Source organism: Variovorax sp. FG153, assembly GCF_057809595.1.
In genome coordinates, this window is record NZ_JBMDKG010000005.1 from 41,681 (window position 1) to 54,571 (window position 12,891).

A 12,891-nucleotide genomic window follows, 5' to 3' on the forward strand; every position below is an offset into this window, starting at 1 on the left:
GCGCCCCGCTCAGGGCGCGGGCGCGTTCGTCGGCGCCGCGGCGGGCCAGGCGACCTCGCTGGCCACGCGCGGCTTGCCCATCGGCGCGCCGGCCTTGCCGATGCGCACGGCCGCCATGTCGGCCTCGCTCGGGTACTGGTCGGCGAGCCAGTAGTCGAACACGCGGCGCGCGATCGGCGCGGCCGCGCCCGCGCCCCAGCCGGCGTTCTCGACGATCACGGCGAGCGCGATCTTGGGATCGTTGACCGGCGCAAAGGCCATGAACAGCGCGTGGTCGCGCTGGTGCTCCTCGAGCGCGCGCGCGTTGTACTTGGTGTTTTGCGCCTGCGTCACGGCCTGCGCCGTGCCGGTCTTGCCGGCGGCCTGGTAGGCGGCGCCCGCGAACACGCTGCGCGCAGTGCCGCTGGTGACCACGCTGGTCAGGCCCTCGCGGATGACGGCGATGTTGGCCGCCGTGAGGCCCAGGTTCATGCCCGGCGGCTGCGGCAACGGCACCACCTGGCCGCTGACGGTGTCGCGCGTGGCGAGCGCGAGGTGCGGCTTGTGCTTGATGCCGCCGTTGGCCACGATCGCCGTGGCCTGCGCGAGCTGCAGCATGGTGAAGTTGTTGTAGCCCTGGCCGATGCCCAGCGAGATGGTCTCGCCCGCGTACCACTTCTTCTGCTCGGGCCGCTTGTAGGTGTTGCGCTTCCACTCGGTGCTCGGCAGCACGCCGCGCACCTCGCCGCCGAGGTCGATGCCGGTGATCTGGCCGAAGCCCAGCGGCTTCATGAAGTCGTGGATCAGGTCCACGCCCATCTCGTTGGCCAGCGAGTAGTAGTAGATGTTGCTCGACAGCTGGATCGAACGACGCATGTCGACGCCGCCGAGGTTGCCCTCGGGGCTGCCGAAGCGGTGGCCGCCGAAGTTGAAGTAGCCGGGGTCGTTGACCACCACGCTGGCGCCGCGCTTGCCGGTCTGCAGCGCGGCCAGCGCCATGAAGGGCTTGTAGGTGGAGCCGGGCGGGTAGGTGCCGCGCAGCGCGCGGTTGAGCAGCGGCTTGTCGATCGACTCGGTCAGCGCCTGCCAGCTCTCTGTGTCGATGCCCTCGACGAACAGGTTGGGGTCGAAGGTGGGCTTGCTCACGAAGGCCAGCACCTCGCCGGTCTTGGGATCGATCGCCACCAGCGCGCCGCGCCGGTCGCCGTACATCTCCTCGACCAGCTTCTGCAGCTTGATGTCGATCGACAGCATGACGGTGTTGCCCGGCGTGGCCGGGTGGCTCGCGAGCCGGCGCACCGCGCGGCCGCCGGCCGAGGTCTCCATCTGCTCGACGCCGGTCTGGCCGTGCAGCGTCTTCTCGTAGCTCTGCTCGATGCCGAGCTTGCCGATGTAGTCCGTGCCCTTGTAGTTGGCCTGCTCTTCCTCGTCCCAGTCCTCCATCGCGATCTTCTCGCGCTGGTTGATGCGGCCGATGTAGCCGAGCACGTGCGAGCCGAGCTCGCCCTGCGGATAGTTGCGGAACAGCCGCGCCTTGATCTCCACCCCCGGAAAGCGGTAGCGCTGGGCCGCGAAGCGCGCGACCTCCTCGTCGCTCAGGCGGGTGCGGATCGGGATCGAGTCGAAGCTGCGCGAGTCCTCGCGCAGGCGCTTGAAGCGGCGCCGGTCGCGCGGCGAGACCTCGACCACCTGCGTCAGGTCGTCGATGGTCTGCTCGACGTCGCCCACCTTCGAGGGCGTGATCTCGAGCGTGTAGGCCGAGTAGTTGGAGGCCAGCACGATGCCGTTGCGGTCGAGGATCAGCCCGCGGTTGGGCACCACCGGCACCACGGCCGTGCGGTTGCTCTCGGCCTGCTCGGCCAGGTCCTCGTGGCGCGTGACCTGCAGGTAGATCAGCCGCGACGACAGCAGCCCGAAGGCGAACAGCACCGTGAGGCCGATCACGATCACGCGGCGCTTGAAGCGCGCGAGGTCGGCGGCGACGTTGCGGATTTCGGTCATGGGCGGCGAACGGTCAATGGATGAGCTTAGGCTTCATGCGGTGCCGAGGCAACCGGCACGAAGTCCACCGTGGCGCCGAGCGCGCGCAGGCTGCGCAGGTCGGCTTCCAGATGAGTTTGGAAACCGCTGCGCAGTTCCAGCGGCGGCGCCTTGAGCAGCGCGAGCGCACGCGCCGGCGCGACACCGAGCAGCCGCACCACGCATTGCGCGACCTCGACGCGGCGCGCGCCCGCGTCGCGCAGCACCAGCGTGCCGCGCGTCCAGTGCGCGGGGTCGACCGGCGCGGACGGCTCTTCATCTTCCTCGTCGGGCGCGTCCATGGCCTCGGCGAGGTTGGCGCGGATCTCGCGCCAGGGCGCGCCCCCGGTGCCGGGCTCGCGCTCGATGCGCGCGAGCATCGCGCCCGGGTCGTCGCCCAGCGCCGCCAGCGAGCGCAGCAGCGCGCCGAAGCGCTCGATCGACGCGGCCACGGGCGACGGCGTCCAGCGGCCGGCCGAGGCCGGCGCCCACCAGACCGGATAGCCCGCGTCGGCCTCGCGCAGGTCGATGAAGTAGGGGTCGCGAAAGTAGTTGGCCGCCACCGCGAGCCAGGCGGGATGCCACTGGCCCGGCGCCTCGCTGCTCAGGTCCTCGCCGGTGTTGCCGTTCGAGCGGTAGCCGACCTGGAAAGCGTCGATGCCGCCGGGCTCGGGATACCACTGCGGCAACCCGAGGTCGCCGACCACGACGGCGGCATCCACGAAGGCCCGCACGGACGGCGGCAGGGAAGGCCCGGCGACGGACATGGTCACAAGGGGCGGTTTTCGTCGGGCTCGGGCGTGCGGCGCTGCGGCGCCAGCAACACGAAGGTGGCCAGCGGCCACAGCGCGGCCTCGACCGCCGGCGAGATCAGTACCGACCAGCCCGGGAACACCCCGCCGCCGATGATGCGCGTGACGATCTCGATCAGCTGCGACAGCGCGAACAGCGGCAGCACCTGCAGCGCCTGCGACAGCACCGGGTACCAGAGCAGGCGCCGGTGGATGGTGATCGCGAAGAAGCCCAGCGTGGTGTAGGACAGCGCATGCTGGCCGAGCATCGAGGCCTGGTGCACGTCCATCAGCAGGCCGAAGACGAAGGCGGCGCCGATGCCCACGCGCATCGGCTGGTGCACGCCCCAGAACACGATCGCCAGCGCGAGCAGGTCGGGCATCCAGGCGGCGCGGCCGATCGGGACCATGTTGATCAGCAGGGCCACCACGAGGCTGCCCCACATGAACACGGGGCTGACGGGCAGCAGAAGCTGCTGCTGGCCGGGTCGCTTGATCATCGCGCGGCCTCCGCGGGTTTCTTCGGTGCGGCGGCGCCGTTCTTCTCGGACGCCTTCTCCGCGCCCTTGACGGCCGCGCCGGCCTTGCCCTCGGCCTTCTTCGGGCGCGGCGCCGGCGCGGCCGCGGCCGGCGGCGGCGGTGCCGAGGGCGCGCCCGTGGGCTGCAGCACCAGCACGTAGCGCGCGGCCATCACGTGCGCGAGCGGCACGCAGTAGATGCGCGCGAAGGCCGAGTCGGCGCGGCGCTCGATGCGCTCGATCTTCGCCACCGGCAATCCGGCGGGATAGATGCCGTCGACGCCGCTGGTGGACAGCAGGTCGCCCTCCTGCAGGTCGGCGTTGGCGGCCATGAAGCGCAGCTCGAGCCCGCCGCCATGCGCCGAGGCATCGCCGAAGGCCACGCTGCGCACGCCGGTGCGGGTGTTCTGCACGGGAATGGAGAGGTCGCGGTCGATCACCAGCGTGACCTCGCTCGTGAAGGGCTGCACCGCCGTCACCTGGCCGAGCACGCCCTGCGCGTCGATCACCGGCGAACCCGGCGCCACGCCCTGGGCCAGGCCCTGGTCGATGACGATCTTGCGCGTGTAGGGGTCGGCCGCGTCGTACAGCACCTCGGCCGCGCGGCCCGGCGTCTGCTGCAGCTGGCGCAGCTCGAGCAGCGCGCGCAGCCGCGCGTTGTCCTGCGCCAGCGTGTCGGCCTGGCTCGCGCGCTCGGCCTGCAGCATCAGCGCCTTGCGCGCGTCGGCCTCGTTCTTCTGCGCGGTCTGCAGGTCCTCGAGGTAGCCGCCGGCGCCCACCACGAACTGCACGGGCTTGAGCGCCACCCACTGCACCGGGTAGAGCACGGCCGCGATGGCCTGGCGCACCGGCTGCACGATGTGGAAGCGGGCGTCCGCCACCATCAGGAAAAGCGCGAGCGTGCTGAAGAAGATCAGCTTGCTCAGCGCCGATGGCCCCTGGTTGAACAGGGGTGGCGCGGTGCGGTCGAGCGTGCCCAGGGGCATGGGATCAGGTCGGGTGCTGCGGCATCAGATGACAAAAGGCCGGCCCGCGCAAGCGGGGGCCGGCCGATGGAGGCGGCGCTGCATTCACTCGCTCGTGAAGATGCTTCCCAGCCGGTCCATGCGCTCGAGGGCGATGCCGCAGCCGCGCACCACGCAGGTCAGCGGGTCCTCGGCGACCAGCACCGGCAGGCCGGTTTCCTCGGCCAGCAGGCGGTCGAGGTCGCGCAGCAGCGCGCCGCCGCCGGTGAGCATCATGCCGCGCTCGGCGATGTCGGCGCCGAGTTCGGGCGGGGTCTGCTCGAGCGCGTTCTTGACGGCCGAGACGATGTTGTTGAGCGGGTCGGTCAGGGCTTCCAGCACTTCGTTGCTGCTGATCGTGAAGCTGCGCGGCACGCCCTCGGAGAGGTTGCGGCCCTTGACTTCCATTTCCTTGACCTCGGAGCCCGGGAAGGCCGAGCCGATGCTCTTCTTGATGACCTCGGCCGTGGGCTCGCCGATCAGCATGCCGTAGTTGCGGCGGATGTAGTTGATGATGGCCTCGTCGAAGCGGTCGCCGCCGACGCGCACCGAGCCCTTGTAGACCATGCCGCCGAGGCTGATGACGCCCACCTCGGTGGTGCCGCCGCCGATGTCGACCACCATCGAGCCCGAGGCTTCGCTGACGGGCAGGCCGGCGCCGATGGCCGCGGCCATGGGTTCCTCGATCAGGTAGACCGAGGTCGCGCCCGCGGCCTCGGCCGCGTCCTTGATGGCGCGGCGCTCGACCTGGGTGGAACCGCAGGGCACGCAGATGATGATGCGCGGGCTCGGCGTGAGCAGCGTGCGCGGGTGCACCATCTTGATGAACTGCTTGATCATCTGCTCGGTGATCACGAAGTCGGCGATCACGCCGTCCTTCATCGGGCGGATGGCTTCGATGTTGCCCGGCACCTTGCCGAGCATGGCCTTGGCCTCGCGGCCGACGGCCTGGATCACCTTCTTGCCATGCGGGCCGCCTTCGTGGCGGATGGCGACGACCGAGGGTTCGTCCAGCACGATGCCCTTGTTGCGGGCGAAGATGAGCGTGTTGGCGGTGCCGAGGTCGATCGCGAGGTCGGTGGAGAAATACCGACGGAAAGCTCCAAACATGTGCGGAATCCTCTGGAGCACGGGCTGCGCATCGGCAGAACGTCGCTCACTCTATGGGTGTTTTGGGGGTGCTGGAAGGGTGAATTTGATCGTTTTTGCAGCAAAAGCCGGCGCGTTCGCGGGGGTTGCGGCAAAGGCGGGATAATACCCGAATCCCCTCTGAATCCCGTGTTGGCGGCCCTTGCGGCGCGCTATTTACCTCCGGTTTTTCGGCCGGTTCCACCATGTCCCTTTCCGCTTCCGATATCGCCCGCATCGCCTCCCTGGCGCGGCTGCAGCTCGCCCCCGACGAAAGCGAGCGCATGCTCAGCCAGCTCAATGGCTTTTTCGACGTGGTCGAGCGCATGCGCTCGGTCGACACCACCGGCGTCGAGCCCCTGGCCCATCCCGTGGCCGCCATCGAGGACATCGTCCTGCGCCTGCGCGAGGACGTCGTGAGCGAGCCCGACAACCGCGAAGCCAACCAGCGCAGCGCCCCCGCCGTCGAAGCCGGCCTGTTCCTCGTGCCCAAGGTGATCGAATGAGCGGCGCCAAGGACCTGCACCAACTCGGGGTGGCCGCGCTGGCGAAGGCGCTGGCCGGGCGCGAAGTCTCGGCCGTCGAGGCCGCGCAGCACTTTCTCGGCCGCATGAAGGCCCACCAGGCGCTCGGCAGCTTCGTCGAAGTGAACGAGGACGCCACGCTGGCCCAGGCCCGCGCGGCCGACGCGTCGCTCGCGGCCGGCAATGCCCCGGCGCTGGCCGGCGTGCCGATCGCGCACAAGGACATCTTCGCCACCACCGACTTCGCCACCACCGCGGGCTCGAAGATGCTCGCGGGCTACCGCTCGCCCTTCGACGCCACCGTGGTGCGCCGCCTCGCCGAGGCCGGCACCGTCACGCTGGGCAAGCTCAGCTGCGACGAGTTCGCGATGGGCTCGGCCAACGAGAACGTGGCCGTGCCCGCCGTCGGCCACGACCGGGCCGTGCCGGTGCGCAACCCCTGGAACCTCGAGCGCATCCCGGGCGGCTCCTCGGGCGCCAGCGCGGCCGCCGTGGCCGCGCGCCTCGCGCCGGCCGCCACCGGCACCGACACCGGCGGCTCGATCCGCCAGCCGGCCTCGTTCTGCGGCGTGACCGGCATCAAGCCCACCTACGGCCGCGCCTCGCGCTACGGCATGGTGGCCTTCGCCTCCAGCCTCGACCAGGCCGGCCCGATGGCCCGCTCGGCCGAGGACTGCGCGCTGCTGCTGTCGGCCTTCTGCGGCCCCGACCTCGACCGCGACTCGACCTCGCTCGACCGCCCGGCCGAGAACTTCGGCCGCGCGCTGAACGACTCGCTCGAGGGCCTGCGCATCGGCGTGCCGAAGGAGTTCTTCGGCGAGGGCGTGGCACCCGGCGTGCGCGCCGCCATCGATGCAGCGCTGTTGCAGTACGAGAAGCTCGGCGCCAAGCGCGTCGAGGTCTCGCTGCCGCGCACCGAGCTGTCGATTCCCGTCTACTACATCATTGCCGCGGCCGAGGCCTCGAGCAACCTGAGCCGCTTCGACGGCGTGAAGTTCGGCCACCGCGCCAAGGACTTCCTCGACCCCGCGAGCAAGAAGACCGCGCTCACGCAGATGTACGAGCGCACGCGCGCCGAAGGCTTCGGCGACGAGGTCAAGCGCCGCATCATGATCGGCACCTACGTGCTCTCGCACGGCTACTACGACGCCTACTACCTGCAGGCGCAGAAGGTGCGCCGCATGATCGCCGACGACTTCCAGCAGGCCTTCGCGCAGTGCGACGTGATCGCCGGCCCGGCCGCGCCGACCACCGCCTGGAAGATCGGCGAGCACGGCGACGATCCCGTGGCCGACTACCTGGCCGACATCTTCACCTTGCCGGCCTCGCTGGCCGGCCTGCCCGGCATGAGCCTGCCGGTGGGCTTCGACGGCGGCATGCCCGTGGGCCTGCAGCTGATCGGCAACTACTTCGGCGAAGCGAAGCTGCTCAACGCGGCGCACCGCTTCCAGCTGGCCACCGACTGGCATGCGCGCACGCCGGAGGGCTTCTGACATGAGCGAGACAGTGAACACCTTCGAAGCACAGCAACAGGGCCGCCCGACCGGCCCGCTGGTGCGCGGCTATGAAGTCATCATCGGCTTCGAGACCCACGCCCAGCTCTCGACCGCGAGCAAGATCTTCAGCCGCGCCTCCACGGCCTTCGGCGCCGAGCCCAACACGCAGGCCTGCGCGGTCGATCTCGCGCTGCCCGGCACGCTGCCCGTGATGAACAAGGGCGCGGTCGAACGCGCGATCCGGCTCGGCCTCGCGCTCGGTTCGCACATCGCGCCGCGCAGCGTGTTCGCGCGCAAGAACTACTTCTATCCCGACCTGCCCAAGGGCTACCAGATCAGCCAGTTCGAGATCCCCGTGGTGCAGGGCGGCTCGGTGAGCTTCTTCGTCGGCGAGGAACAGAAGACCGTGCGCCTGGTGCGCGCCCACCTCGAGGAGGACGCGGGCAAGTCGCTGCACGAGGACTTCGTGGGCCAGAGCGGCATCGACCTGAACCGCGCCGGCACGCCGCTGCTCGAGATCGTGACCGAGCCCGACATGCGCTCCACCGCCGAGGCCGTGGCCTATGCGAAGGAGCTGCACAAGATCGTGACCTGGATCGGCATCTGCGACGGCAACATGCAGGAAGGCAGCTTCCGCTGCGACGCCAACGTCTCGGTGCGCCGCCCCGGCGAGAAGCTCGGCACGCGCCGCGAGATCAAGAACCTGAACAGCTTCAAGTTCATGCAGCAGGCGATCGACTACGAGATCAGCTGGCAGATCGACACGCTCGAGGACGGCGGCAAGATCGAGCAGGCCACCGTGCTGTTCAATCCCGACACCGGCGAGACGCGCGCGATGCGCGCCAAGGAAGACTCGTCCGACTACCGCTACTTCCCCGACCCCGACCTGCCGCCGCTGGTGATCGCCGCCGACTGGATCGAGCGCGTGAAGGCCGAGATGCCCGAGCTGCCGCGCGTGATGGCCGAGCGCTATGTGCGCGACCACGGCCTCTCGGAATACGACGCCGCGCAGCTCACGCAGGGCCCCGCGCTCGCGCGCTACTTCGACGACGCGGTGAAGGCCGGCGCCACGCCGAAGCTCGCGAGCAACTGGATCACCGGCGAGATCGCACGCCGCCTCAATGCCCAGGAGATCGGCATCGAGGCCGCGCCGGTCAGCGCCGCGCAGCTCGGCCAGCTCGTGAAGCGCATCGCCGACGGCACCCTGCCGAACAATGCCGCGCGCCAGGTCTTCGAGGCACTGTGGACCGGCGAAGGCAGCGACGTCGACGCGATCATCGAGGCCAAGGACCTGAAGCCGATGAACGACGCCGGCGCGCTCGACGCGATCCTCGACGAGGTGATCGCGAAGAACGCCAAGAACGTCGAGGAGTACCGCGGCGGCAAGGAGAAGGCGCTCAACGGCCTCGTGGGCCAGGTCATGAAGGCCAGCGGCGGCAAGGCCAACCCCGCGCAGGTCACGGAACTGCTGAAGGCCAAGCTGGCCTGAGCCCGGGCTTCGCCCCGGCACGACGGTGAAGCGGGCCCCGCGCGGGCCGCTTCACCGTTTTTTCTTTGGGGGGATGCCGGTCAGCGCGCGGTGGTCGCGGTATCGCCCGACCACAGCTGCTTGAGCCGCACGCGCTCCTCGTCGAAGCGCGCGTTGACGCGCTTCTTCTCGTCTTCCTGCTCGCCGATGAAGCGGTTCTGCACCGCCACGCTCTTGGCGTTGTCGTCGAGCCGGCGCCGCAGCACGCCGGGCGCCTTGCTCGCGTCGCCCTTGTAGAACTCGAGCTCCTCGTCGATCTTCTTGCGGTCGTCGGCCAGTTCGGACAGCCGCTTGCGCGCCGCCTGGATCACCGCGTCGACCTGCACCAGCGCCTCGCCGCGCTCGCGCTCGTGGGCGGCGGCGTTCGGGTAGCGGATCAGCAGCGCGCGCTCGCGCCGGCGCTCGTCGGCGATGCGCGCGGCCTGCACCGCGGCCTCGCGCGCGCGGTCCTCGCGCTCGGCCTGCTCGCGCGCCGTGTAGGTGGGCTCGAGCCGGCGCCGCGTCATGCCGCTCGGGCTCAGTTCGCGCTGCTCGCGGTCGCTGCACTCGGCGATCGGCCGGTCGGCCGTCAGCGTGCGGCCCTTGGCATCGACGCACGAATAGATGCCCGCGGCGCCGGGCACGGGCGCGCCCTTCTGCGCCTGGGCCAGCGCCAGCGTGCAGCCGGCGGCGAGCACCACGGCCAGCGCGGCACGGGCGTTTCCGATGGCGCGGAATCGGCTGTGGCCGGCGTGGTGCGGCGGGCGGTGCATCGGGGGTTTCCTTCAGAGCGCGCCGTAGCGCGTGCGGTAGGCGAGCACGCGCTCGCGGTGGGTGCCGAGGTCGGCGGCCGCGTCGCCCGAGAGGTAGCTCAGCAGGTCGTCGAGGGTGGCGATCGCCACCACCTGCAGGCCGAGCTGGTTGCGCACGTACTGCACCGCGCTGTGGTCCACGTCGACGCCGTTCTCGGTCGCCTTCTCCTGCCGGTCGAGCGCGATCGCCACCGCGTGCGGCACCGCGCCCGCGGCCTGGATCGCGGCGATCGATTCGCGCACCGCGGTGCCCGCGGACATCACGTCGTCGACGATCAGCACCCGGCCCTTGAGCGGCGCGCCGACCAGGTTGCCGCCCTCGCCGTGCGCCTTGGCTTCCTTGCGGTTGTAGGCGAAGGGCACGTTGCGGCCGCGCCGCGCGAGCTCGGCCGCCACCGTGGCGCCCAGCGGGATGCCCTTGTAGGCCGGGCCGAAGATCATGTCGAACTCGAGCCCGCTCTCGATCAGGCGGTCTGCATAGAATCCCGCGAGCCGCGCGATCTTGGCGCCGTCGTCGAAGAGGCCCGAATTGAAGAAATAAGGACTCATGCGGCCGGCCTTGGTCTTGAACTCGCCGAAGCGCAACACGCCCGCGTCGAGCGCGAACTGGACGAAGTCCTGCGCCACCGCACTGCTTTTCTCACCATCTACAGCCATCGGAATTCCTTGTGTTCAAACTGACCAGTCTCAATCTCAATGGCCTGCGTTCGGCCGCCACCAAGGGCGTTGCCGACTGGGTGGCCGAATTGGCGCCGGATTGTATTTGCATGCAGGAGATCCGGGTCCAGGCCAGCGACATCGAAGGCCGCTTCGAGGAGATGGCCGGCCTCAAGGGCCACTTCCATTTTGCCGAGAAGAAGGGCTATGCGGGCACCGCGATCTACACGAAGCACGTGCCCAGCGAGGTGGTGGTGGGCTGGGGCGACGCCGAATTCGACGCCGAGGGCCGCTACCTCGAGCTGCGCTTCGACACGCCGAAGCGCAAGTTCTCGGTCATCAGCTGCTATTTCCCGAGCGGCAGCTCGGGCGAGGAGCGCCAGCAGGCCAAGTTCCGCTTCCTCAAGGGCTTCTTCCCGCACCTGGTGGCGCTGAAGAAGCAGCGCGAGTTCGTGCTGTGCGGCGACATCAACATCGCCCACAAGGAGATCGACCTCAAGAACTGGCGCGGCAACCAGAAGAACAGCGGCTTCCTGCCCGAGGAACGCGCCTGGATGACGAAGCTGCTCGACGCCGGCGCCGAGGGCGCGGGGCTGGTCGACGTCTACCGCATGCTCAAGCCCGACACCACCGGCGAGGCCTACACCTGGTGGAGCAACCGCGGCCAGGCCTATGCCAACAACGTGGGATGGCGGCTCGACTACCACCTCGCCACGCCCAAGACCGCCGCGCTCGCGCGCACCGAGCAGATCTTCAAGACCATCAAGTTCAGCGACCACGCGCCGATCACGCTGGAGTACGACTTCACGCTCTAGGAAATCGGGAACGGGCAGCCGAACGCAGAGGGCGCGAAGGTTACGCAGAGGTCGCAGAAGGAACAGCCAAATTTTCTTGGACCCTTCTGCGACCTCTGCGCGCTTTGGTCTTCCTTCTGCGTTCGGCTGTCCGATTTCAGCCGCAGCAGCGCCCGATCCGCCCCTCGCGGTACAGCGGCCCCAGGTCCTCCGCCAGCGCCCCCAGCGTGCGGCGCCATTGCGCATGCGAGGGGTCGGCCGCCAGCGCCGCGCGCATGCGCGCCAGCAGCTCGGCGCGCAGCGCGGGCTCGTCGATGCCCAGCACCCGTCCGGCATCGACCGCCAGCCGCCCGCCGACCAGCACCTGCGCCACGTGACGGCCGCTGGCGCGGGCCAGCACCAGCTCGAGCGGGTCGATGTCGTCGAACAGCGCGTCATCGTCGAGCGCCTCGAGGTCCAGCAGCACCAGGTCGGCCGGGGCGCCGGTCGCGATGCGGCCGCCCGACACCAGCGCGCCGCCCACGCTGCGCGGGCCGTGGCCGGCCGCGAAGGACCAGAGCTGGGCCGGGGTCATCGCGCGCTCGTAGCCCCAGCCGCGGTGCAGCGCGTAGGCCAGGCGCATCTCGCGCAGGGCGTCGTCGTCCTCGTCGAAGGCCATGCCGTCCAGCCCCATGGCCACGCGGCAGCCCTGGCGCAGCATCTCGGCCAGCGGCGCGATGCCCGACTGGAGGCCGAGGTTCGAGCTGGTGTTGACGGCGATGGTGGCGCCGCGCTCGGCGATCAGCGCGAGTTCGTCGGGCCGCGCCCAGGTGCAGTGGGCGAGCGTGAGGCGCGGGCTCAGCAGGCCGATCGCATCGAGGAAGCGCACGATGCCGCCCGGATGGTGGGCATCGGCCCAGTCGCGCTGGTAGCGCGTCTCGAGCAGGTGCATGTGGACCGGCCGGCCGGTATCGGCCGAAGCGCGCGCGATGGCCTCGAGCAGCGGCGTGCCGCACCACTGGACCGCAGTGGGCCCGTACTGCACGGTGACGTGCGCGCCCAGGCCCTCCTCCTCGACCATGCGCGCCACGGCGTCGACCTGCGCGAGCTGCCGCGCGGGCTCGACGGGCTGCACCGCGAGGCGCCGCGCCACCGCGTCGCGGATGCCGGGGCGCAGCAGGGCCAGCACGGCGGCATCGTCGTCGTAGGCGATGCCGTGGCGGTCGCGCATCGCGACCGCGAAGCCGATGCGCACGCCCACGTCGCGCGCGGCCCGCGCCACCGCGCGCGCCTCGTCGACGTAGTCCATGCCGCCCTGCACGCGCGTGTAGTGGACCATCAGGTGCGTCACGCCATGGCGCAGCGAACGCGCGAACGAGGTGGCGGCGCAGAGGTAGGGGTCCATGCCCGGCACCGTGCCCAGGAAGGGCAGCCAGCTCTCGAGCGGCTGGCCGAAGGCGCCGAGCGTGGCGCTGCGGAAGGTGCGCGCATGGTCGTGCGCATTGGCCAGCGCCGGCAGCGCGAGCCGGCGCGGCGCGGGGCCGGCGGCATCGCGCGGCGCGATCGCGCCGAAGCGCTCGCCCTCGAGCGCGATGCGCATGCCGGCCTGCGCGGGCCGCAGGCCCGGCTCGGCCAGCAGCCAGGCGCAGTCGATGGCGTCGGGGTGCGGGGCGAGGCTCATGC

Annotated in this window: 12 protein-coding genes; 4 read left to right on the plus strand and 8 right to left on the minus strand. The window is 70.5% G+C overall.

The window, feature by feature from the left end; translation table 11 throughout:
* Window positions 1–9: 9 nt before the first annotated feature.
* The 5 genes from mrdA to ACODT0_RS08110 form a co-directional block, all read right to left on the minus strand.
* Complete coding sequence (gene mrdA, locus ACODT0_RS08090; protein ID WP_413761763.1) at window positions 10–1,980, minus strand: penicillin-binding protein 2; 1,971 nt, start codon at window positions 1,978–1,980, stop codon at window positions 10–12.
* A gap of 26 nt (window positions 1,981–2,006) precedes the next feature.
* Window positions 2,007–2,771: a hypothetical protein gene (locus tag ACODT0_RS08095; protein WP_489041022.1), complete on the minus strand. Its 765-nt coding sequence runs from the start codon at window positions 2,769–2,771 to the stop codon at window positions 2,007–2,009.
* Window positions 2,768–3,289: a rod shape-determining protein MreD gene (gene mreD / locus ACODT0_RS08100; RefSeq protein WP_057591259.1), complete on the minus strand. Its 522-nt coding sequence runs from the start codon at window positions 3,287–3,289 to the stop codon at window positions 2,768–2,770. Before mreD ends, ACODT0_RS08095 begins: the two co-directional genes overlap by 4 nt.
* The gene (gene mreC, locus ACODT0_RS08105; RefSeq protein ID WP_057591260.1) at window positions 3,286–4,293 is read right to left on the minus strand and encodes a rod shape-determining protein MreC; all 1,008 of its coding nucleotides are present in this window, start codon (window positions 4,291–4,293) and stop codon (window positions 3,286–3,288) included. The genes mreD and mreC overlap by 4 nt, the downstream gene beginning before the upstream one ends.
* 84 nt (window positions 4,294–4,377) lie before the next feature.
* Window positions 4,378–5,421: a rod shape-determining protein gene (locus ACODT0_RS08110; protein ID WP_057591261.1), complete on the minus strand. Its 1,044-nt coding sequence runs from the start codon at window positions 5,419–5,421 to the stop codon at window positions 4,378–4,380.
* Between the two features lie 224 nt (window positions 5,422–5,645).
* Between ACODT0_RS08110 and gatC the strand changes: the two genes are divergently transcribed.
* From gatC to gatB, 3 genes are read left to right on the plus strand one after another with little or no spacing between them, the layout of a single operon-like run.
* Window positions 5,646–5,945, plus strand: coding sequence for an Asp-tRNA(Asn)/Glu-tRNA(Gln) amidotransferase subunit GatC (gene gatC / locus ACODT0_RS08115; protein WP_057591262.1), 300 nt, complete (start codon window positions 5,646–5,648; stop codon window positions 5,943–5,945).
* Complete coding sequence (gene gatA, locus ACODT0_RS08120) at window positions 5,942–7,456, plus strand: Asp-tRNA(Asn)/Glu-tRNA(Gln) amidotransferase subunit GatA (RefSeq protein WP_489041023.1); 1,515 nt, start codon at window positions 5,942–5,944, stop codon at window positions 7,454–7,456. The genes gatC and gatA overlap by 4 nt, the downstream gene beginning before the upstream one ends.
* Window position 7,457: 1 nt before the next feature.
* Window positions 7,458–8,948, plus strand: coding sequence for an Asp-tRNA(Asn)/Glu-tRNA(Gln) amidotransferase subunit GatB (gatB, locus tag ACODT0_RS08125; RefSeq protein WP_057591264.1), 1,491 nt, complete (start codon window positions 7,458–7,460; stop codon window positions 8,946–8,948).
* Window positions 8,949–9,028: 80 nt separating this feature from the next.
* Here the strand turns inward: gatB and ACODT0_RS08130 are convergent, their stop codons facing one another.
* Window positions 9,029–9,739, minus strand: coding sequence for a DUF4124 domain-containing protein (locus ACODT0_RS08130; protein ID WP_261215356.1), 711 nt, complete (start codon window positions 9,737–9,739; stop codon window positions 9,029–9,031).
* A gap of 12 nt (window positions 9,740–9,751) precedes the next feature.
* On the minus strand, window positions 9,752–10,435 hold the full coding sequence (gene pyrE / locus ACODT0_RS08135) for an orotate phosphoribosyltransferase (protein ID WP_057591266.1): 684 nt from the start codon (window positions 10,433–10,435) through the stop codon (window positions 9,752–9,754).
* An 11-nt stretch (window positions 10,436–10,446) separates the two neighbouring features.
* Between pyrE and ACODT0_RS08140 the strand changes: the two genes are divergently transcribed.
* Window positions 10,447–11,250: an exodeoxyribonuclease III gene (locus tag ACODT0_RS08140; protein WP_057591267.1), complete on the plus strand. Its 804-nt coding sequence runs from the start codon at window positions 10,447–10,449 to the stop codon at window positions 11,248–11,250.
* 136 nt (window positions 11,251–11,386) lie between these two features.
* Here the strand turns inward: ACODT0_RS08140 and ACODT0_RS08145 are convergent, their stop codons facing one another.
* Window positions 11,387–12,889 carry an amidohydrolase family protein gene (locus ACODT0_RS08145; RefSeq protein ID WP_489041024.1) on the minus strand — a complete coding sequence of 501 codons (1,503 nt, stop codon included), beginning with the start codon at window positions 12,887–12,889 and terminating at the stop codon, window positions 11,387–11,389.
* Window positions 12,890–12,891: the final 2 nt, after the last annotated feature.